This is a genomic window from Bradyrhizobium sp. AUGA SZCCT0105, from assembly GCF_018129565.1.
In the GTDB taxonomy this organism is placed as follows: domain Bacteria; phylum Pseudomonadota; class Alphaproteobacteria; order Rhizobiales; family Xanthobacteraceae; genus Bradyrhizobium.
The window spans coordinates 738,257-758,673 of sequence record NZ_JAFCMK010000001.1 but is presented as its reverse complement, the minus strand read 5'-3'; the positions used below and the strand labels follow the sequence as shown (position 1 = coordinate 758,673).

At 61.8% G+C, this 20,417-nt stretch carries 28 protein-coding genes; 1 reads left to right on the top strand and 27 read right to left on the bottom strand.

The features are described from left to right. Nucleotides 1-299: 299 nt before the first annotated feature. The 27 genes from JQ573_RS03585 to JQ573_RS03460 form a co-directional block, all read right to left on the bottom strand. On the bottom strand, nt 300-1,166 hold the full coding sequence (locus JQ573_RS03585; RefSeq protein WP_212317384.1) for a tail fiber domain-containing protein: 867 nt from the start codon (nt 1,164-1,166) through the stop codon (nt 300-302). Further along, the gene (locus tag JQ573_RS03580) at nt 1,166-1,576 is read right to left on the bottom strand and encodes a hypothetical protein (protein ID WP_212317385.1); all 411 of its coding nucleotides are present in this window, start codon (nt 1,574-1,576) and stop codon (nt 1,166-1,168) included. Before JQ573_RS03580 ends, JQ573_RS03585 begins: the two co-directional genes overlap by 1 nt. After that, nucleotides 1,560-1,868, bottom strand: a complete 309-nt coding sequence (locus JQ573_RS03575; RefSeq protein WP_212317386.1) for a hypothetical protein — start codon at nt 1,866-1,868, stop codon at nt 1,560-1,562. Before JQ573_RS03575 ends, JQ573_RS03580 begins: the two co-directional genes overlap by 17 nt. Beyond that, the gene (locus JQ573_RS03570) at nt 1,865-3,265 is read right to left on the bottom strand and encodes a hypothetical protein (RefSeq protein ID WP_312011349.1); all 1,401 of its coding nucleotides are present in this window, start codon (nt 3,263-3,265) and stop codon (nt 1,865-1,867) included. Before JQ573_RS03570 ends, JQ573_RS03575 begins: the two co-directional genes overlap by 4 nt. Nucleotides 3,266-3,345: 80 nt before the next feature. Further along, on the bottom strand, nt 3,346-3,975 hold the full coding sequence (locus JQ573_RS03565) for a hypothetical protein (protein WP_212317389.1): 630 nt from the start codon (nt 3,973-3,975) through the stop codon (nt 3,346-3,348). 101 nt (nt 3,976-4,076) lie between these two features. After that, nucleotides 4,077-4,499, bottom strand: coding sequence for a hypothetical protein (locus tag JQ573_RS03560; protein WP_212317390.1), 423 nt, complete (start codon nt 4,497-4,499; stop codon nt 4,077-4,079). A gap of 46 nt (nt 4,500-4,545) precedes the next feature. Further along, nucleotides 4,546-5,613, bottom strand: coding sequence for a N4-gp56 family major capsid protein (locus JQ573_RS03555; protein ID WP_212317391.1), 1,068 nt, complete (start codon nt 5,611-5,613; stop codon nt 4,546-4,548). A 166-nt stretch (nt 5,614-5,779) separates the two neighbouring features. Continuing rightward, nucleotides 5,780-6,772, bottom strand: a complete 993-nt coding sequence (locus JQ573_RS03550; RefSeq protein WP_212317392.1) for a hypothetical protein — start codon at nt 6,770-6,772, stop codon at nt 5,780-5,782. A gap of 78 nt (nt 6,773-6,850) precedes the next feature. Then, entirely contained in the window at nt 6,851-7,507 is a 657-nt protein-coding gene (locus JQ573_RS03545; RefSeq protein WP_212317393.1) for a hypothetical protein, read from the bottom strand. 3 nt (nt 7,508-7,510) lie between these two features. Next, entirely contained in the window at nt 7,511-7,942 is a 432-nt protein-coding gene (locus JQ573_RS03540) for a hypothetical protein (RefSeq protein ID WP_212317394.1), read from the bottom strand. Next, nucleotides 7,942-8,742 (bottom strand): hypothetical protein, encoded by an 801-nt coding sequence (locus tag JQ573_RS03535; RefSeq protein ID WP_212317395.1) that lies wholly within the window; start codon nt 8,740-8,742, stop codon nt 7,942-7,944. Before JQ573_RS03535 ends, JQ573_RS03540 begins: the two co-directional genes overlap by 1 nt. Continuing rightward, nucleotides 8,742-9,161, bottom strand: coding sequence for a hypothetical protein (locus JQ573_RS03530; protein WP_212317396.1), 420 nt, complete (start codon nt 9,159-9,161; stop codon nt 8,742-8,744). Before JQ573_RS03530 ends, JQ573_RS03535 begins: the two co-directional genes overlap by 1 nt. Then, entirely contained in the window at nt 9,162-11,360 is a 2,199-nt protein-coding gene (locus tag JQ573_RS03525; protein WP_212317397.1) for a phage portal protein, read from the bottom strand. It lies immediately after the preceding gene. Between the two features lie 72 nt (nt 11,361-11,432). Further along, on the bottom strand, nt 11,433-11,558 hold the full coding sequence (locus JQ573_RS40575) for a hypothetical protein (protein WP_283815037.1): 126 nt from the start codon (nt 11,556-11,558) through the stop codon (nt 11,433-11,435). 352 nt (nt 11,559-11,910) lie between these two features. Further along, nucleotides 11,911-12,864 (bottom strand): hypothetical protein, encoded by a 954-nt coding sequence (locus tag JQ573_RS03520; protein WP_212317399.1) that lies wholly within the window; start codon nt 12,862-12,864, stop codon nt 11,911-11,913. Nucleotides 12,865-13,050: 186 nt separating this feature from the next. After that, the gene (locus JQ573_RS03515; RefSeq protein WP_212317400.1) at nt 13,051-14,376 is read right to left on the bottom strand and encodes a PBSX family phage terminase large subunit; all 1,326 of its coding nucleotides are present in this window, start codon (nt 14,374-14,376) and stop codon (nt 13,051-13,053) included. Nucleotides 14,377-14,495: 119 nt separating this feature from the next. Further along, complete coding sequence (locus JQ573_RS03510) at nt 14,496-14,969, bottom strand: hypothetical protein (RefSeq protein WP_212317402.1); 474 nt, start codon at nt 14,967-14,969, stop codon at nt 14,496-14,498. A gap of 136 nt (nt 14,970-15,105) precedes the next feature. Further along, nucleotides 15,106-15,570, bottom strand: a complete 465-nt coding sequence (locus JQ573_RS03505) for a terminase small subunit protein (protein ID WP_212317403.1) — start codon at nt 15,568-15,570, stop codon at nt 15,106-15,108. 8 nt (nt 15,571-15,578) lie between these two features. Beyond that, nucleotides 15,579-16,016: a hypothetical protein gene (locus tag JQ573_RS03500; RefSeq protein WP_212317404.1), complete on the bottom strand. Its 438-nt coding sequence runs from the start codon at nt 16,014-16,016 to the stop codon at nt 15,579-15,581. A 74-nt stretch (nt 16,017-16,090) separates the two neighbouring features. After that, nucleotides 16,091-17,041, bottom strand: coding sequence for a hypothetical protein (locus JQ573_RS03495; RefSeq protein ID WP_212317405.1), 951 nt, complete (start codon nt 17,039-17,041; stop codon nt 16,091-16,093). Continuing rightward, nucleotides 17,038-17,232: a hypothetical protein gene (locus JQ573_RS03490; RefSeq protein ID WP_212317406.1), complete on the bottom strand. Its 195-nt coding sequence runs from the start codon at nt 17,230-17,232 to the stop codon at nt 17,038-17,040. Before JQ573_RS03490 ends, JQ573_RS03495 begins: the two co-directional genes overlap by 4 nt. Next, nucleotides 17,229-17,408: a hypothetical protein gene (locus tag JQ573_RS03485; protein WP_212317407.1), complete on the bottom strand. Its 180-nt coding sequence runs from the start codon at nt 17,406-17,408 to the stop codon at nt 17,229-17,231. The genes JQ573_RS03490 and JQ573_RS03485 overlap by 4 nt, the downstream gene beginning before the upstream one ends. A 178-nt stretch (nt 17,409-17,586) precedes the next feature. Next, entirely contained in the window at nt 17,587-17,883 is a 297-nt protein-coding gene (locus JQ573_RS03480; protein ID WP_212317408.1) for a hypothetical protein, read from the bottom strand. Next, on the bottom strand, nt 17,880-18,440 hold the full coding sequence (locus JQ573_RS40875; RefSeq protein WP_312014357.1) for a helix-turn-helix domain-containing protein: 561 nt from the start codon (nt 18,438-18,440) through the stop codon (nt 17,880-17,882). The genes JQ573_RS03480 and JQ573_RS40875 overlap by 4 nt, the downstream gene beginning before the upstream one ends. Next, nucleotides 18,441-18,779, bottom strand: coding sequence for a hypothetical protein (locus JQ573_RS03470; protein ID WP_249131200.1), 339 nt, complete (start codon nt 18,777-18,779; stop codon nt 18,441-18,443). It lies immediately after the preceding gene. A 130-nt stretch (nt 18,780-18,909) separates the two neighbouring features. Continuing rightward, on the bottom strand, nt 18,910-19,083 hold the full coding sequence (locus JQ573_RS03465) for a hypothetical protein (RefSeq protein WP_212317409.1): 174 nt from the start codon (nt 19,081-19,083) through the stop codon (nt 18,910-18,912). After that, the gene (locus JQ573_RS03460; protein WP_212317410.1) at nt 19,083-19,355 is read right to left on the bottom strand and encodes a hypothetical protein; all 273 of its coding nucleotides are present in this window, start codon (nt 19,353-19,355) and stop codon (nt 19,083-19,085) included. The genes JQ573_RS03465 and JQ573_RS03460 overlap by 1 nt, the downstream gene beginning before the upstream one ends. A 98-nt stretch (nt 19,356-19,453) precedes the next feature. Here JQ573_RS03460 and JQ573_RS03455 point away from each other — a divergent pair, with 98 nt between their 5' ends. Continuing rightward, nucleotides 19,454-20,161, top strand: a complete 708-nt coding sequence (locus JQ573_RS03455) for a S24 family peptidase (protein ID WP_212317412.1) — start codon at nt 19,454-19,456, stop codon at nt 20,159-20,161. The last annotated feature ends 256 nt before the right edge of the window (nt 20,162-20,417 follow it).

Sequence of the window (20,417 nt, the reverse complement as noted above, 5' to 3'; positions counted from 1 at the left end):
GATTGACGACGTTCGAGCCAGGCCCGGCGAAGCTGAACGGCACTGCGCCCTTGCCGAAACCATCGGCCGGCGCGGTCGGAGCCGCCTGCGGCTGCGGCGTGAACGGATCAACCGGAGGCGTCGGCAGCGCGAACGCGGAAGGATCGACGCCGAGCGCGCCGTAGCTGGCCGCGTCCGTGGCGTTCGGCGCCTGCCCGGTCGCAACCGGAAGCGTGCCGTAGAGCGGCGAAGGATACAGCGCGCTAAAGGGCGACGCGCCCGATTGCCCCGTGAGAAGATCGAGAAGCCCCGGCATTCAGTTATCCCCCGAAAGAAATGTTGCCCTTCGGCCAAAGCGAGCCGATGCCGCTCGCGATCGTCGCGAACTGCTGCGCACCCGACATCTGGCTTTCGGTGTTGGACGTCCCGCGTTGCGTGCCGAATTGTGCGGCGACCGGCGCGACGGCGCCGAGCAGCGTCGTGAGCTGCGAGGCCGGAATTCCGAACCGCTGCCCTTCCGCCGCGAGGGTCGCGTTCGCGCCCCAATTCTGGCTATCGAGCGCCGTTCCGGCCGTGCCTACGCCATTGGCGAAGTTCTGGTTCGCCGTCGCATTGTTGGCGTTCAAAATGCCATAGGTGGTGTTGCCGGCGCCGTAGAGCGTATTGGCGGCGTTCAGCGCGTTGGTGACATCGGTGTTGTACTGCGCGGCGATCACCGGCGCGACGCCCGAGGCGATGCCGCGGCCGAGCGCCTGCGCGTTGCCCGGCGAGCCATCGCGGCCCGCCGCGGCCCATGCCCCGTTAGTCGAATTGGTAACATCCGTGGTGATCTGGTCGAGCTGGGCTTTCAGCGCGGGATTGTTGCCGATGTTGGCGCCGCTCGCGGTCTGCCCGACGATGCCATTTTGCAGCATGCCGAGGTTCGACTTGATCGCAGCATCGTTGTTCGTCGCGCCGCCACCATTGAGCAGCCCGAGCGTTCCGGACGTCATCGGCGAGGCAAACGGGTTGTTATTCGCGTTCGCCTCGATCGTGTTGAGCGCGCCATTCTGCGCCGCCGTGGTGCTGCCGGCCGAGCCCGACAGGTTGGTCAATCCGCCCAGGAGGCCGGTCAGCGCGCCCGACGCCGGATCATAGGGCGACAGCGACGACGATTGGGTGGTGGTGCTCTTTGACGTGCCGCCCATCAGAGCGCCCTTTCCATGACGATGTTCGAGACGTGGTAGTTTTTCAGGACGCGCGCCCAGCCCGCGCGCCCCATCAGCCGCAGCCGCTTCGCGCCCTCCGCCCTAGCCCAACCCTCGATTTGCTCGAGCAACGGCACCCAGCGTTCCCGATTTTCGCCTCCGAGCGCCGTAATCAGGCACACCAAATGCCGATCGGTGCGCATCAGGAGCGTGATTGCCGCGGCCTCGATCTTGTCCCCATCGCAGGCAAGCCAGAGCAGCCCATCGCCCTCAAGGACATCGCGCGCAATGTCGGCAGTGTGGCTGAGATCGGTGCGCAGCACCGCGCGCCCAAGCATCGCCTCGACGCGCGGCCAGATTTCACGGACGCGCTCCGGCGGGACGCAGATAAGTTCAGCCAAGGCAGACATAGAAAAAGGTTCGGTCCGTTTGAGCGTTGTTCGCGTGGGTGATCGTGAAAGACTGCTTGCCGACAGTCCCCACGAACGTTCCCGACAATGCCGCCGCGGCGTTAGCAGTTCGTGGGAAGAGGAAAACCGCGCTGCCGGGCGCGCAGTTGATCGCCGAGACCGTCGTTGAAGTCGCGCCGCTGGCGAGTGTAACCGAGCCCGTCGCGTTCGAGCGCCCGTTCGCCAATTGCTGGAGCGAGATCGCGTATTTTGAAAGATCTCGCTCGTTGGTATCCGGCAGAAAAACGCTCATCGCTTGCCCTTCGCGGCCAGGTCGACCGGCTCAACCCCGTTGATGAAGGTCCAAACCGTGCCGGCGGGGATCCGGCAGCGGAAACGGCTGTAACGAGTGTCAACCAGCATGTTGCAGATGCCCGTAACGGCATTGACTAGCCGCTCAACGCCGGCCTGCACCGCCGATTGCAGGTTTTCGCGACGCGAGGCCGAGCCGTAGACCGCCGGCGCATCGGAGACCGGCCGGAAGCCGATCTTGAGTTTGACCCGGCGCCCATCGGTGCCCTGTTCGGCGGTCGCTAGCGTCGCCTCGAGGTTCGGGCCGCGGAAAAACGACGCTTTGTGATCGGTCGAGAACGCCGCTAGCTCCGGAACGATGACGGTCGACAGGCTGTCAAAGGACTGGACAATTGCGTCCAGGTTCGACCCGATGAGCGTATCCACGGCCTCAAGCGTGATGCCGGGTTGCGCCATCTTGAACAGGAACTCACCGGAGAATTGAAGCGGAGTGAACTTGTCCAACACCTGGTCGTAGCAAAGCGCCTTGTCGAACTGGTTCACCACGCCGTTGACCGACTTGTAAGCCCAGATGACGCGCGAGCTACGCGGATCGGCGAAGCCTTGGAAGAGTTGCGGGTTGGTCGCGTCGAGATCGGTTGAAAACGTGCGGTCGACGCGCTCGCGGCCGATCGGCACTGGCACCCCGCCGGGGTCAATCCGATGGAAACCCTTCAACGAGTAGAAGAAGATGCTCGAGCCCGAGCGGACGAGGCTACCCGGCCCATAGATGCCAAGGCCTTCCGCGATTTTCTGGATTTGGAACACGCGCGGATCGCCCGGCAGGTAGATCATGCGCCGGATGATGTTGTCTTGCAGGATGACGCCCGTTTCGCCGCCCGCGATGCCGCGGCAAAAGCCGCCGTCCGCAAGATCCTGGTAATCGGCCGAGTTGATGCCGGGCGTCCACGAATTCGCGCCGTTCACATCGTTGAGGCCGGACCATTGCACGCGGTTCGGATTGGTCAGGAGGCCACCCAGCACGACGAACCGGCCCACGACGTCGATGTAGCGCGCCTGCGGCGGGTTGCCGGCGAGGTTCGCGAAGGCCGTAGAGCTCGAAACGTCGAAAACCTGCGGAACGACGTTCGCTTGAACAGCAATCACCAGGTTGTTGAACTGAACAAACTGCCAATTGTCGTTGGCCGAGATCGCGGCATAGGGACCGCCGGCGAGCGACACCTTCGAAAAGCTATAGGTCGTGTTGTCCATCACCCAGAGATCGGACGCCGTAGCGGCGAACACGACAACGGAGCCATCCGTCTTGTACGCGGCAAATGCGCCGCGGCACTGCGCGCCGAGCGCCTGCGAGAGCGCCGTAAGGCTGGGAAACGGCCCGTAGCCGTCGCCGCGCGGCACCACATTGAGTACGTTGCGGCCGGTCTGCGCCTCATAGTCGCTGAGATCGGGCTTGTATTCTCCGAACGGGACAAGCTGCATCAGAAATCCGTCCCGCGGATCTTGCCCGTCGACATGCGCGCCGAGGTCTCGTAGTCGAGCTTACCCTTGTAGGCTGGGATTTGGAGTTGCACGCGCTGCATGCCGTCCGTGTCTTCGATGACGTTGGTGTAGAGCAGCAATTTCGCGTGTGCGCGGATGAGCTGTTCCGCGTCATTCGTCCATGCGTTGCTGTCGCCGTCCGCGGAGAGCGCCGCCAGGCGGTAATGCATGTGCGGCCGGATCGTGTAGACCGTGATCGGCACCGGCCAGAGCATGATTTGACCGTCAATGTAGGTGAAAACGTTCGGCTTGCCCGGCCCCGTGTTGTTGCCCTGCAACCACTCGAATTCGTCCGGCTCGAGCCGTTCGAGATCGTAGGTCGACACGCTGTCACGCAAGAACAGGTGGTCAATCCGGATGATGTTGGGAATTTCGGCGAGGTCGGAGCCGTCGTAAGATCCCCGGAGGGTGACGGTCGGAAACGTCTTTGAGCGCGTGACGTTGAAATAGAAGCGATCAGTTTCGTAATTTTTGATCGCGTCGCCGATTGCGTCCTTTATTTGGCTTCCCAGATCGTCGCGCGTCAGGTCGCCCGCGATCCTGGTTTGGAGGTCCAAATAGCTCGCCATAGTCCACCGCCGGGCGCTGATAGATGACAGGAGACGGAGGCGGCGCCGGCTCGTTGAGAACCAGCGCCGCGCCCGCGTAATGCAACCAGACGTCCACCACCCTACATATCGTTGTTGGGGATGTACTTGACGATGACCACGGCCGAGCCGGCGGTGGCCGCTGCGCCGGTCTGGGTGTACTGGACGAACACCGGAGTATCCGCCGCTAGCGGGCCGAGCATGGCGCCGGTCGGGGGGATATTCTGGGTCAGGCCGGTTGCACCCTCGTTTTCTGCGGCAGCGCTGACGATATCGGCGTTCGAGCCCGCGGCCGAACCAACGGTCAGAACGTTGGTGGTCGCGGCGTTGAACGCGGCGCCGATATAGACATCGGTACCGATCAGGAGGGCGCCTTTCGGCAGGGTCTGCTTTTTGACGCCGGCGGCAATGCCGGGGTCGTTGTAGTTCACCGCGAAGCGCAGGTAATGAACCTGCTGCTCCTGCAACTGGCGCGCGGTGGTGCTGGGAGTGTTGGTCGCCGACATATCGAAATGCCTTCTTTAGGTTACGGGATCGGTGGAGCCGTCGCGCTTAGTGCGCGACGGCGTAGGTGGTGGCGACCAGGGCGGCGAAGTCGGCGCCGTTGAACACGGACTTCTTGATGCCCCACACGGTCTGAGCCGAAACGCCAAGCTCGCGCTCGTAATCGAACAGCTCTTCCACCCACTTGAAGTGGGAGCCCTTCGCGAACTCCTTGCCGAAGCCGACCGCCGCCGCCTGGGCACCGCAGAACACGGCCCGGCGGGTGTTGGTCTGCGCGACGCCGGCGTTGGAAATGCCGTAAGGCAGCCGGTTCCACTTGTGCAGCACGACGTTGTTGTACTCGCCGAGCGCGCCGTTATAGATCGGCGATTTCGTGCCGATGCCGCCGGCGAGCGCGGCCTTCTGGATGTCGAGCCACTGTCCGGCGTTGGTGTTGGTCCGCATGTCCGTCACCTGGTAGTCGTGCAGGAACATGACGTATTTGCGCTCACCGTTGACCATGATCGGCCGGACCAGCGGCGACGCCACGCCGGCGCGTTCCACCAAGGCGTCGATGATGCCGAGATTGAAGGTCGCGGTATTGTCGCCGTTGATGGTTGCGTCGTCGGTCGCCGCGCCCTTGCGGTAGATGTTGGTCGGCGCCGTGATCGCGTTGTTGCCGGTATACCGGCTATCGGTCACCAGCGTGTTGCCGGCAAGGTGGTTCGCCATGGTCGTATCGAACCGGTTGGAAAACCAGTCCGTCAGACCGTCCTTGCCCTCGCTGCGGAGGTTGAACGGCACGCGCTGGGCGTCGATCGTGTTCTTGTTGCGAACACGGACCGCATGCGCCAGCTCGCCGATTTTCAGCGCATCCGAATAGGTGGAAAGCGCCTCTTCGTTGCCCTGGAGAACCTGCCCCTCCGTCACGCCGTCGCCGGCGAGCTGAACGCGCAGACCAATGGTCACCTGGTCGCCCGCGTTCTTCTCGAACTCGGTCTTGACCTGGATCATGTTGGACGAACTCTCGCCCATGAACTTGCCGAAATAGGTGGTCTTGAGCGCTTCGACGTTGAGCTTTTTCGCCCAAAGCTTGTTCGAGAGCGCGTCATTGACGCCGTAGGTGGTCGTAGACATTTCGATGCCTCAGAAAGGGGTTGATCTCGGTGTTGGGGGTTGACCGCTTCCCGCTGCGATCGAGCGCAACACCGAGATTTCCCGCCTTCGGTGGAGGCGTAGCGCGATGACGGGCGCCACTCGAAAACGGATTGAGGCTCCGCGGGCCTTACTCACGCGGGCGGTATCAGCCGCCCATCAAACGCTTTGCCTTCGCCGGGTTCTTGGCGGTCCACGCCTCGAACTCGTCCATCGGCATCGCTATCAGAGCTTCCGCGGTCATATCCGCGTCGCCTGCGTTGCCGCCGGTGCTGGACAGGCTCTTGTTGGCCGCCTGCCCTCGCTCGATGGTATCGAGCTTTTCCGCGCCCTTTCCCTTTGAGGGATCGGGAGCGGCCGCCTTGTAACCACGCTGCTTCGCAAGCGTGTAGATCATTTCCGCCGGGCTCTTGTTCTTGGCGAAAGCCATTTCAGCAATGGCGGTTTCATCCGCGATGAGAGCCTGATGCAGAGCCTCCGGAGTGTCGTACCCGATCGCCTGCAACTCGGCTGCCCGCGACTGTAGGAGGAAGTCATAAGCGGTTCGATAATCCGCGTTCGACTTCTGAAACGTTTCCGCGTCGTTGCGGTAACGATTCACGAAATCGGTCTGCGCCGCCGCATCATCCTTGGCCTTCTTGTCGGCCGCGGCCTGATCATCAAGCCGCTTCTGCATCTGGGCGACCGTCTCGCCGACGTGCTTCACGGCGCCGAAGATGTCTTCTTCCGGCGTCGGCGGCGCGGCCGGCTGCCCGGTGCCCGGATCGGAGCCGACGAGCTTGAGACGGTCGATGATGGAAAACTTGCCGGTGAATTCCGCAATCTGCCGCTGCGCATCCTGGAGCTGCTTCGCCAGATCCTTGCGGGCGTTCTTTTCCTCGAGGAACGTTGCGAGCGGTACATGCTGGTTGCCCTTGCCCTCGCCGCCCGGGTTGTCGACCGTGGCGCCGGGCTTGTCCGCGCCGCCAGTGTCAGCGGCACCGCCGGTGCCAGAGCCCTCACCGCCGCCGCCATCACCACTGCCACCAGCCTCATCCGTGGGAATTCCTTTCTCGCCGCCGCTGGTGAAAAACGCCTCTTCGTCCGCCGTCATCGTCGGACCACCGCCGCCGGCGCCGCCCTCGATCCCTTCAAAGTTCATTCGTTGTCGCTTTCTGGCGGTGCTGCCGCCGCAGAGAACACGGAAACGCCGTGCGCGCGGATCAAGCGTTAACCGCGCCTAGCAAGCGAGAAGTAACAAGGCCTCTTCGTCCCGGCGTTTTTTCTGTGCAGCCACGGCCGCCATTTGGGCCGCCATGCGCTCGCGGGCGATCGCCTGCACATCCACCGCAGGTACCGGCGGCGCGACAAGCGGCCTCCCGATTGGCTGGAAACGGGGCCGAGATCGGCGGTCGATCGGCACACCGGGATTGCGCGTGATCCGCTGGAGCTGGCGAACTCGCTCCAACTCCTCGAGGTAGTGGCCGATGCCGCCCTGTTGGAAATCGTAATCAAGGCCGGTCCGGATCAGCGGCGCATCGTTGCCGGTCCAAAGGAATGCGCCCGGGTCGGCATCCTCAACCACGGGTTCATTCGCCGCATAGCCCGTGAGCGTGAAAGCGCCGGGAGCGGTAGCGAAGGACGCGCCGAACGTCGCCGGCTTGAGCGAGAGCGCAAACGCCCCCGGCGCTGCGGTTTCCGTGATCTTGCCGCCGGCGGCGACACCGGCCAGCACATAGCCGCCGGCCGTTACGGCCTCGGACAGCTTGAACGTGACTGCGACACCGGCGAGCGCGAATGCGCCAGGCGCAGCGGGCATGCTGATATTGACCGGACCAGCCTGCCCGATCTGCCCGAGGGCAAGCCGCCCGACCGCGTTGAAGCCGAGAAGGGACATCCGTTAGCCGCTCAGTGCTGAAACGCCGAGCGCGCTGGCAATCGCGTTCATCCGCGCTTGGCCGAGGATCGAGACGAGGCCGGCCCAACCCTGCTTGAAGCGATCGTTGCTTACCACCATGGGATCGCGCTGGGTCGTGAAGGCCTGCCAGAGCAGCCAGAACGAAACGTTTCCGGCAATCGCTGCCTGAATTTTCGCAGCATCGGCCGCCGTGAATTGCGCCATCAGATCTTGCGGCAGTACCGTGGCCGGATCTTGCAGCGCATCCGTGTCAACCGCCTCGATCTGCGCTTGCGTCGGCTGCGCGACGTCCGTCCGGTACCAGCCTGAAATCACCGGGCCATCGCCGTCATTGGTGACGTCGAAGTCAATGCGCGGTTGCAGCCCAGAGCAAAGGCTGAGGATCGCGTCGACGAACTGTTCCGGTCTATACATCAGTCACCAATCCTCCAGCCTTGGAAGTAGCTGAACCGCGTTGCGCCAAGCATCGACGTTATGGTGGACGGAAGGTAGGTGTAGGCTTCGACGTAGTCGGTCGATCCGTTCATGGGGATCGCCGCAAGGATCATGCTGTTGGTCACGCCTCCTGTGGCGCTGTAGGTGCCCAGCTTTGCGACAGCGCCATTCTTGTACAAGGCCGCCTGTGGGCCTTCGCCGCCGCCGCTGAGGTTGGAGACAACAGACAGTGCGATAGCATATGTGCCGGCAATCAGTGGCGTGTAACGGAAGTTCGTCGTCGCATCGTACCAGCCGTTCGCGTCCTTCACCTTGTTGTTGAACGAAATCTTGTTGTAAGCGCTGGCTGTCATGCCGGACTGATCGACGCCATTGCGATCCGCAATGAACAGGCCATTATCGACGCCGATGTTCTGACGCGCCTGCCGCTGTTGCTGCGATGTCAACGATTGGGCCGCATTGAACGAAAGCAGATCTTCAGCGAGCGCCACAACCGCGACTTGCGGAGCGGCCGAGAAGTTGATTTTCGCCGTGGTGCCGGCGGAATTGAAAAGCACCGTCGTTCGCGACAGCACGCCGGTTCCGGTGCTGTAGGCACCGAAACCCACCTCCCATTGCGACAGGTCCGCGCTTTCCGCCCGATAGCTGTAGACCGCGCCATTGACCGCGCCCGCAGCCGCCGGCGACTGATAGCCGGTGACCGGGCTCGAATAGGTCCAATCCGTGGTCCCGCCAGCGGTCGGAGTGAAGCGGCAGACGTCGAGAAAAGAGCTTGCCATCAGGTGAGCGTGAACGCGCCGTTAGTGGTGTCGAGCTGGACGGTAAAGCTGTTGCCGTTGGTCAAATTGACCTCGGCGCCGTAGTCCCACCATCCGATCAGGTTTCCGTTCGCCGGCGTCGAGTTGTAGAGGACGGCATAGCGGAATTGCGCGATGTTGCCGCCGGTCGCCGTGAAGAGGACCGGCTGCAAGACGAGCTTCCAGACGCCCGCGGCCTGTGTCCAGGAGGTGAACGAGGCCGCACCGCCGCCGGCGGTGTAGCCGTTGCCGGCGGCGATTTCCGTCAGGTTCGCTTTGACCGTGTTCGTGGCCACCGGCGCGACGTCGGTAAGCAGTATCTTGAGCGCGTCGGCAGTCAGATTGTGGACCTTGCTGCCAAGGTCGCCCATGAAAACGTTGAACTTGTTGAAAGCGGCCATTTAGTTGGTCCCTACGGGTGCGATGCCGACGATTTCGCCGGTCTGCGGATCGCGGATCAGCTTTTTCGGCGTGTTGAGCGCGGTCGCCAGCGTGTTCATGTCGCGCCGCATTTCCTGCATGAAAGCCAGGATCAGCGCCGCCGTGTCGCCGCCGCCCGAGCCCTGCACCGGCTGGCCGGTCTCCGGATCGACCGCGGGAGGCGCGGTCAACGCCTTGAGCATGGCACTATGCTGCGCTTCCTGCGCGGCGAGCTGCATCTTTGCCGCGCTTTCCTGCTGCATGGTCTGGATTTTGGCGTCCGAGGCCTGCTTGTGGTTGGCGATATCGGCCGCAGCCTTGTCCTGCTGGAGCTTCAATTCCGCATCGCGCTTCTGCTGCTCCGGATCGGGCTGCGATTGCGCCTGCTGGATGCTGTCCGAGATCGCCTTTTGCGCCGAGGTCGGCAGAGGCGAATACTTGAGCAGCGCGAGCCAGGTTGCCGGCGGCAGCATCTTGCCGATGACCGGCAAGAGCTGCTGCAACATCGCCCAGGTGGCCTCTTTCTGGTTCGCCGACGTCGGGCTTTCATCAACGATCACGTCATATTGCGTGCTGTTGGTGAAAACCTGCTGGCGGATCAGCGGGACATACTGCGCGTTTTCCTCGCCCTCGATCTTGATCAGGCGCCCATCCGAAAGATAGTGCTCGATCAAGTACAGCATGAGCCGGCCCTGCTGCTTCCGATACCGGCGAAGGCTGTCAAACAACGGTTGCAGGATGGTCAGCGCCGATTGCTTGCGCTGTAAATCGAGGCTCGCCGCCTGCCCGGCCGCGCTCTGCATGCCCAGGATCTCGACGTTGACGCCCGAAACGTCGCGCAGAGACGTAACGGCGTATTGCATCAGCTCAAACGATGACTGCGGGAATTGCGAGGTCGGTTTCTGAACGAATTTCGGGCTCGCGCCGAGCGCTCCAGGCTTGAGGAACGTAACCGTGTCCTGTTTCGCCCAGGACGCCTCACCGTCCGCGTCATTGTCGAAGAACTGCCCGCGCTCGACCGCCACGCCGCCCTTTGCGGTCGTATTCATGATGTGCATGGTCTGCGACATCCACTTGTTCGACCAGCGCGCCGGGTCTTTCATGGCGCGGACGAGGCCGAAAAAGGTGTTTTTGTTCCGGTCCCGCTTGCCGGTCATGCACTGGAACGAGAAATGGCCTTCGCAGGGCGCATCGCCGATCTCGAGCAGCACCGATCCAAGATAGGCCTGCCGGTAGACCTTCCGTGTCGACTTGGTGAAGCGCAGCGAGCCGCCGGCGAGCTTCGCCTTCGCGCTCATATCCTCGAAATCGTCCTTGTCCAGCGTCAGGATTTTTTCGCCGGTCGGGTCGGTCGGATCAAGGACCAGGTAAACCGGCACGCGCTCCCACCATTGGGCGCGAACCAGCGTCACGCCGTCGTCGCTGTCCTCGCCCTCTCCGGTCTGGGGTTTGTCGTAAAACCGATTGTCGTTCTCGTGCGGCTTGCCCTCGTCCTTGGCCCCGACGTCATCAATCCAGGAGGCGTTGTAATCGCTGTCCTCGAATGGCCTATTGGGATCACCCGGGCAAAGCGCCTTGGCCTCATCCAGCGGCACGCCGCGGCGGATGTGGAAAACCCGGCGCATGTCGCGCAGGTTTCGCTTGGACGCGCCGCTATCCCACACCATTTCGAGCGGGTCGCGCCGCTCAATCTTGGGATCACCCTCGGGATTGTCCTCATAGTCCAGCAGGGTTTCGGTCCAGCCCATGCCGCAAACGACCATGTCGCGGAAGGCGTCGCTTTCCTCGTCCTCAGCGTCGCACTGTTGCCGGAACCACTTCGCCGCCGCCGTCAGCAGCTCGTTGACCTGTACGTCACCCTCGGTGCGCGGCAGGAATTGGACTTCCTGCCGGTTGCCGACCTCCTGGCCCGACACGCTGTCGACCACGGGCCCGACGCGATTGAAAATAACGATCGGGCGTTTTGCATCCTGCAAAATCGCCTTGTCATCTTCCGTGAGCTGCTCGCCCGCCTCAAAGTCGAAATCTTCGCGGGCCTCGGTGCGCCATGCAGCTTGGCCCTTGCTGTTGAAGTCGGTTTTGCACCACTTCTGGAGCTTGGAAAAAATGCCATCGGCATCGGTCGGCGCCTCGCGCTCGTCCTTATCGCCCTGCCCGTAGCCGCCCGCGTCGTTCAGCATCAAAAATCATCCGATTGGATTGATTTTTGGTCCTAACATCGCGGCGGAAATGATTTTTCTTGGCCGTTTCTCTCACTTTCGAAACCGCCAACTCACCGCACAAACAAACAACACGGCAATAATGAACGCCTCGACCACAGCAAGCGTCCCCTGGGCATCCACAGCAAGACCCCAGACTTTGAAGGCAAGTTTATCCACGACGCAGCTCTCCTTTCAGAAAAATCTGAAGAGCGAATCGTTCTTGTCAGGGGGCTTAAGTAGGAGACACGGATTCCAAATCGACGCAACGCACCGAGGGCCAATTTTTCAATCTACGCGCAAAAACAAACGCTTAGAAAAAACGCAAACGACACCAAAATCCATTTTTTCAATCGCTGTCCGACGCTATGTGCATAAAGCCTTTGAAATCATTGCATATTCGCGATTACTTTTGCAGGGTAACGAAACTCCTGAAAATCCAATCGGTTGAAAACTGCTCACGGTGTGCGGTGAGGCGGTCGCCTGTTTAGCGAGCGCTACCGCCCGAGCGGTGGCCCTTGGCACATCCGTCTCAGGCCGAATTTGCGATGGCTGTGCGTAAGGATTCAATGGGTTGCCGGCTTGGCATCTTGAAGTCTCTCGGCAACTCAACAGACGCCTTGTCGGCCCCCCGACAAGCCAAGGAGAGCATGCTAGCCTGATATCGTCGCCGCTTCGGATTGTCGTATTTGTTGGCATGCTCGCAGATCACCGCAAGGCAGGCAGGCTGAAAGAACAGCTCAACGTCACCCAATTTCACAAGCAACGCTTCCGCTCGTTTGATCAGTCCATCGGACCTTGCCCTGATCGCTCCGATCGTCGCTGCCACTTTCTGCGCTTCTCCTGCCAGCGAGGCGACGACGGCGGATGTTTCGACCATCAATTTATTGCACTCTTCGCGAACGTCGGTGACCTCATCGCAGAGGTGCTTCGGCATCTTCGCCTTCGTGACATGCTCATCCAAGGCTGCCAGAGCGGGCAGGTTGTCGTAGACCCATTCCATCTTATGGTTTAGCGACCCACGCAGCTTGCTGAAGTATTTGACGCAATCCGCCTTGGAAAGATCCGCAACCCATGCCGCGAACGGCATCACGGCGTTCTTGATGACTTGGACCCGCAGAATGGCTTCTCTTCGAATGACGGCAGCGTCGAAGTCGGCGGTGTAGCGATCGAAGTCCTCGTTGTAGATCGTCTTTGCACACAGCCACCCCACCATGAACCGGGTGCCGTCGACATTCATCACGAAGCCCTTCTTGTGGCGGTGATGGCCGTGGACGCAGGAAAACTCCTCCGTCATCTCGACGCCCGTCAGGTCGTATTTGAACTCGACGTGAGCATCAGCGAAGTTGGGAGGCACCTCCCGCACGAGACCCGCGAGACTTTCGGGATTATCAATCTCAAGCTCGAGGTCGATCAGCTTTTCGTCACTGACATTTGCCCAGTGGTCCGCGGTACGGCTCCGGGCCATCGTCTTAGGTTCGAGCAATCAAATCTCCATTTTGGAGCGAGTTCGGCGATTCGCCACAACGCATTGTTGTACCACACATGCGTGAACAAAACGAGAAACGATCGGCTTTTCACGACTTTTGCGCCATATTCACACCCATGGCGCACCTCAGCCCCATTTTGTCCCATTCTGAGACAGGCGCGGCTTGATATCCTGCGCCACGCGCTACGCGCTCTGCCAAGAGCCCCCACCCGAGCTGCGGCCCGAGCTGCGATAGCGCTCCCGCGGCGGGGGCGAGCCGGCCGGCTGATCGTAGTGAATGCACATCAGACCGAAACCGTCCGCGCCATGCGACGACCAATCATGGTTCGGCCCGAGCCCGATGTTGCGTTCATCGTTGGACTTCTTCTCATGATACCAGCCGAGCGCATCGCGGCCCGGCTCAGTGGTATCGGCGTTGAAGAATATGCGCGGGAAAAGCCGCCGGCCGGTCTCAATGCGCGCTGAGGCCGCGCCGGCGCCCTGGTTGGGTATCACCAGCACATCAAACCCGGCTTCCCGGATCGCGCTTTCATAGGACGTCGCGAAAACCTTGTCGCCGTGCGCGCCATCGTGCGGCAGGATCACCCAAGCGTTGCCGTAGCCGCGGGAGCGCATCCAGTCGATATGGACCGATAGCGGCTGGCCCTGCGCCTCGTAATAGTCCAGGACGTTGATTTTCTGGCCGCTGAATTGGGCGATCCAAATCGCCACCGCGTCGGCGCGCGCGCCGGTGCCGCCGATGTCGAAATAGGCCCGCGTCTGCAAGAGCGGATCGCGAGGGACGAACGTAATCCGGCCCTCGGCCTTGGCCTGCGCCATCGCCTTGGCGTAATAAGCGCCCTCGACAGCGGTTCGAAACCCGCCCTCCCAAATCCAGTCGTATTGATCCGGCCGCTTTTCGAGATCGTTCAGCCGCTTTTGGTTGAGCGTCGACGGGAAGAACGGGTTGTCCCGCCAGTTCAGCTCTACGATTTTCGAGTGTGGCGGCGGATCGGCCCGCCAGCGCAGATGGGTCGCGCTTTTCTTACGCTCCGGGTTCCAGGTGACCCAGACCTCGGCGCCCTCTTCGCGCACGGTCGCGTCAAGTTTGGTCCATGCGACATCCGACACGGGCTCGGCCTCATCTACCCAGGCGAGCCGGATGCGCGCTTTCGACTTCACGCTATCGAGGTTGTGCCGCAGGCCGATGAAGGCGAAGTTGATCCGGCGGCATTTGGTCCGGATGTAGGTTTCGCCGACCTCGTAGGCTTCGGCGAGGAATGGCGTGCTGTAGATGGCGCCCTTGACCTCTTCGAACGAGCTATCGGCCAGCGAATTCATGAACTCGCGACCGCACACCACAACGCCGTCTTGGCCCGCTCGCGCACAACGGAGCCCGTGCACAGCCGCCATCGTGGCGAACGAGCGCGTTTTCGCCGACCCACGGCCACCGTGCGAGCCACGGTACATGGCATCGCCAGTGAACACCGGGACGAGCTTAGGAGGCAGGAGGATTTGAGCCGCGGTCATGCGAAACGTTTATGAAACGTCAGAGGAAACGTTTCATTCCGACAGAGCCCAGAGGCAAAGCGCGATGAACGCGAGCCCCGGGCATTCGTTGAGGAAGCAGAGCAGCGCCATGAGCAGCATCACGCGCCCTCCAGGAAGGCCATGCGGCGGTCGCGGAGCGCTTCCCGCGCGCCAGGCGTCGGAAGCGGCGACGGCCGCGGCGCCGCGATCGGCGCGGCTGCCGGCGGCGGCTCGCGCCCTTCCATCATGGCGCGGAGCTTGGCCTTGTCCGATCGCGTGAGAGACCAGCCGCCGGCGCCCCATTCGGTGTGGACCGGAATGCCGACCTTCTCGAGCGCGGCGCGGACCTTCACCATTTGCACGTCGATCAGCTTCATTTCCGGCTTGTCGCACTCGGGCCGAGCGCCAAACAAGACGGTGAACATTGCCTCACGGCCGGCGACCGCGCGCTTGAGCATGAACCCGACCATTTCGCATTGCTGCGGCGTGGCATCGAGCACCGTCAACAGCCGCGAAACGTCGTCGTTGCCGACGCCTAGCAGCGCCTCAAGCTCTTGTACGCGGTCCTGCAACTGTTGTTCGGTAGAGCTCAAATCATTCTCCTTGTCTCAGTCCGCCGGAAACTGCCGGCTCAGCGTCACCCGAAGAAGTAGACGGCCGCCACAGCAGCACCGATCAGGATCAGGTAAGCCCAGATCAGGCACCCGCCGGCGTGAGGCCCAACGTTCATCAGCCTTCCCCCATGTTCGCGGGGAACGGCGCGGCGACCAGCTCAATGCGGCTGACCTCCTGCTTGATCGGTCCGCCGTCTGCGCCGGTATGCTCCTGAGTGATCTTGTCGCCGTACTTCCGAGGTGCCAGGCGAGCCGCCAGCCATTTCCGGCTGTCGACCCGAAGCCTCGACCGCGCGATGACGTCGTGATTGGTCATCTCGTTGCCGTCGTCGTCCTTGTAGGTATCGTTCCGGCCGTCGTCGGAGATCTCGAGGATTTCTTCGGCTAGAAGGTGCGCCCGGGCATCCGTCGCGCGCGCGTATAGGTCCGAGAACTCTTTGTGCGCCGCCAGCCAGAGGAACACGGTGGACCGGGCGGGCATGTCCTCCGCCTTGCAGATGGTGCGCAGGCTCTCACCTTCGGCCATCCGGTCGCAGATCACGGCAGCGAGTTCGAGGGAGTAATCGGACGGACGAGCCATAGGGGGACTTACTCGCCCCCGTTGGTGAATTGACCGATGTCGGCCAGAAGAGCGTCAGCTTCCGCGCTCACGGTATCGGCGAGCTGGTTATGAGCGGTCGCGGCCTGATCCATCTTCGCCAGCGAGGCGGCCATCTTGGCTTGGCCGTCCTGCATCTTCTGGCGGATCGCGGCGAGTTGGGTTTTCAGGTTGCCGCCGGCAAAGCCAGCGCCGGTAACCGACATGACGTTTCCTTTCGAGGTTTCGGGGATCAGCGCGACGGCAGGGAGCCGGTCCGCATTGCGGATTGCGTCCTCAATGTCCTGGTCGGAGGCGAAGGCGCCGACGTTTGCGGACATGGAGCCATTGGCCCACGTCAAACGTTGATGACCGGCCGAAAGCGCGAGAGTGAGCGTTTCGATACCGGGCACATCCGGCAAGCGGGACTTGAGGTCTGCGATGCTCATGGGTTTTAGAGAGCGGTTGATTTGGTAAAAGCGCCTAGTGAAAAGCGAACGGTTTTAAGATTTCTCGGGATAACTCACGCAGCGACGACATCGAGGCGCCGCCCGTCGATCGTCAACCCGTGCTTAGCGAGCAATTCAGCCGACGCACGACAGCCAGTGAGCCCCGGTGCAGGCCCAGCGTGGCGCGACCAGAAGCCATTGCGCGCAAACATCCTCACGGCATCCTCAATCGCCATTTCGTGCGCTGCCTCGCCGCCGATCGTCTGGAGCGCAAAGACGGCCGCATGATCCGACCAGCGCTGTTGATTGAGCCAGGTGCAGGCCTGCGGAATGAACCTCGTCCCGACGTTGCCGCGCGCGTGCTCATCGGCTGCGAGCTTCCTCGCCGCAGCAATCAACATTGCCGGGTCGAGGCCGGTTTTCACCAGCGAGTTGAACCGGGTTTCCGCCGGCTTGCGCGGGTTCGGACCATCCCGGCGAGGATAGGCCTGCCAGAACTCATCGAAGCGAGACGGTTCAGCACCACGCTTCGCCGCTATCGCTTCCTCAAGGTCGATCTGTTTGGGCTCGCTCGCCGATCGGTCGACAGACCGAGAGCTATGTTCTGATCTGCTCTGTTCTGTTCTGTTCTGGGCCGTTACGGAAACGTTTCCGTCACCGTTACATGAAACGTTTCGCTTCGCCGCCTCTTCCGCCTCGCGCTTCACCTTCTCGCGGTGCTCGCGAACGCGCGCGGTCGAGCTGTCCGATTTGTACTGCCGGCCTTCCCAATTGTGCGGAGCGTAGATTCCGGGCTCGACCTCATCGACCAGCCCAGCGGCGTTGAGATCCCACAGCGTCGCGCCGGCGTCATCCTCCGACATGCGAAGGGCGAAAGCGATGTCAGGCACGCCGGGAAGCCGGCCGGAATTCCTCGAGGCCATGCACAGCAGCGCAACCCAGCGCCAACGCATGACCTCCGGAAGCCGCATCACCTTGGGATCGTTGATGACGTCCCCATACATCCGAAACCAAGGATTATTCACCCCGCCGCCCCTTCCCGTGTCATGTTGAACAGCGTGCAGCCGAGGCTTTCCCCCACCTTTACCGACACGCATGCAATTCGATTTCGCGCCGCCATCTGGTCGGCGAGCTCGCGCGTGGCCCAGACGGTGCCGCAAGCACCCATCAGCGGGCGGTAGACGTTGACGTAGACGATCGCAGGCCCGTCGCTCATCGCTGCGCCACCCAATCGTCATAGGTCGCAGGCTCGAACCGCCGGACTGCCAGCCAGCGCCCCAGGACGCGGTAATTGCCGTCCCGCTCGCCGGCGACCTCGTACACGCGACCAACGGTCAGGATCTCACGCGCTAGCGTGTCATCCTTGCAGCGGACAAACACAGGCGCACTCATCGGCGCCCCGCGTCACGAAGAGCGGCCAAGCGATTTGCCACGTAGCTCTCTGGCTTCCCGACGCGCCGGGCGATGTCGACGGTATCGAATTTGTCAGCCCACATCCGCGCAATCACAGGGTCGCAATCCTGCGCTGCCTCGCCCGATGGCAGGCGGAATTGCCTGTTCTTGAACACTGTCATTCGTCCACGCGCTCCCGCAGCTCGAAAAAGCCCTTGGCTTCTGGATGGATTTGGAGGAACCAGCGCGCGAGCGGCGCAGTCCAATGGTCGTTGCAGCGGAAAGCGCGGTTGCCGCGCTCAATCCGTTCATGCCAGCGAATGCGATGCAGGATCGCGTCCGCCGAATATCGGTCATATCCAACGTTGCGGACCTCGAGCGCCAGGCGCTCGAACTGCTGGCAGACGTTGAGCGGCACGCCATCCGGATAAGACGGCGGCGCGGACATCAGCTCGAGCAGCGGCAGGCCGCTCAATCGCAATACTCCACCTCGGCGCGGAGCAGCTTCACCAGGTCGGAAGTTTCGACGCTGAAACACTCCGGGTGATCGGGATCGAGACCGCATTCGCGGTGAATTTTCCGAACCCCGTGCATGATCGTGGTGTGATCTCGTTCGAACCGCCGGCCGATTTCCGGAAGGCTGCGCCCGGTCAATACCTTGGCGAGATACATCGCGATTTGCCGCGCATGGGCAATCGGCCCATGTCGGCGCTCGCCCAGGAATTCGGCCATGGTCACGCCGAGCCGATCGCAAACCGCAATCTGGATGTCGCGAACTGTCAGCGTCTTGACCAGTGTCGCACCATCTATCGCAAACCACGGCCCTTTCATCGGCGGGAAGTAGAGCGGCGGATCAACGACGACAGGCGCAGGCTTGACCGTAGCAGGCTTAGGCCGCGCCGCCTCGAGCGCGGCTCGCAGTTTGGACGCCGCCAGTTCAGCGGCCTTCGCGTCGATCGAGGCCCGGAACGCTGAGCGCCGATGGTGCGCCTTCAATTCCGTTTCGGTTGGTCGGTGCGTCGCAGGGGTCATTTAGCCCCCGTTCTGGCGAACCAAAGCCTTAGCCTGCACCACAGGATCCGATGCAGCGCCGCACGCCGCCTCGGTGATCGCAATTTCATGCTTGAGCATCCTCAATTGACGTTGGCACTCGGCCTGGTAGGCCGCCTTGAGGCGCATGTACGCGGTGACGCCGATGTCCTTGAGCTGAGATCGCCGATAGCGAAGCCGCCAGAGAACGCCGTATTCCACCCCGTACTCACGCTCTATCGAACGCATCGCGTTTTCGGTGTCTCCTGCACCCCGAGAACGCATTTTCGTCAGGTCTTTCGACCACCTAACCGCTTCATCCAGATACGCAGACCGCGGCATTTGCTTTCGCCTCCAAATCAATTTGCACACTTGCAAAACGCGCCATGTTTGAACTTCCGGCATGACGAACCCGGACAACGAGAACGAACCCTTCCCCTTCCAGCCGCTCGCGGTTTTCGCCGCGCGCGTGCTAGATCCCCAAAACCAAAAACAGAGCGAAGATGTTGAGCGCGATCGAAGCGAGCCGCGTTCCGATGAACAGCAGGCCGAACAGCACCGCGCCCACGTCGATCAAGGCTTGCGCCACATAGCCGCGTTTGAGCGGCGCGCCCGTGGCCTGAAACGTTGGTGAAACGTTGCGCATCAGGCGGCGTCCCTCGCCGCAGGCAAAGCGGGACGCTCGACCCAATCGGGCCAAGCAACGCCAGGCGCCCAATTTTGCGAGAACCATCGCAAGATTTCGTCGTACTTGCGGACCGTGAAGCTCCGACCGCCATCATGCATTTGAGAAAAGAACCGGCTGTCGTTGACGACAATCCGGCCCAACGTCGTCAGCTTGATATCCCGCTGCCGCGCGTATGCCTCAGCACACGCCAAAAGCTTTTTCTTGCAAGCCTGCTCGAATGATTGCTGCATCACCCAAGCAGAGTAGTGGAATAAATCCTACTTCACAAGGGGATTTAGTGGGATTGTTTCCATTTGGAAAATCCCACCCTAAGTGGGATAATTTCCACATGAAGGACAATGACTTAAAACCAGATATGCGATCGCGAATGGCTGCTAGGCTCGCCGAACTGGACCGCTCGCCGATCACGGCCGCGGCGAATGTCGGGCTCGAACGCACCTACATTCGCGACTTCATCAATGGGAAAAAGGCATCCATTCGATCGGATAAGCACGAGCAGGTTGCCCGCGCACTGGATTGGACGGTGGCCGAACTCCTGGGCGCTGGCCCCAGTCTTATGGCGGACGTACCGGCTGGCAAGGTCAAAGCGCTCACCGAACCACCTCCGCCTTTCGTTCCCGGCAATCAACTCGTCGGCATTCGCGATTTCCCAATCTACGCCGCCGCACAGGGCGGCGAAGGCTTCATGATCGTGCACACTGACGTAATGGAGTGGGTCAAGCGGCCGGTCATCCTCGAAGGCGTCCCCGACAGCTATGGCGTCCTAGTGGTCGGAGAATCAATGGTTCCGGCCTACCGCCCCGGCGATATGGCTCTCGTCCATCCTCGCCGGCCGCCCGAGCGCGGCACAGATGTAATTCTCTACGATCACGACCCGCGCACCGGCGACGCCAAGTCGATGATCAAGCACCTGATCTCATTCAACGATCGCTCGTTCAAGCTCGAGCAATACAACCCGGCCAAGACGTTCAGCGAGCACCGAGCCGACTGGCCGATCTGCCATCAGGTTGTTGGGATGTACAAGGGACGACGATGACTATTTCGAAATGAGGAGGTTGAAAGTAGTGATGCTGTATGGGGTATATTGCAGGAAAGAAACTAATCTACAAACCAAAGAGATAGCAATTGTGCAAGCAAGCTCGGGTGAAATTTGGGGAACCGCCGCGCGATACGGCTACACGGCAACCGTTCGCGGATATGCCATGCCGTTGCAGAATGGCGAGAGAGGCATCGATTTTACGACGGAGATTTGTCCTGAACCAAACCAAGGCCCGCTCCACGTAAATTGGTAC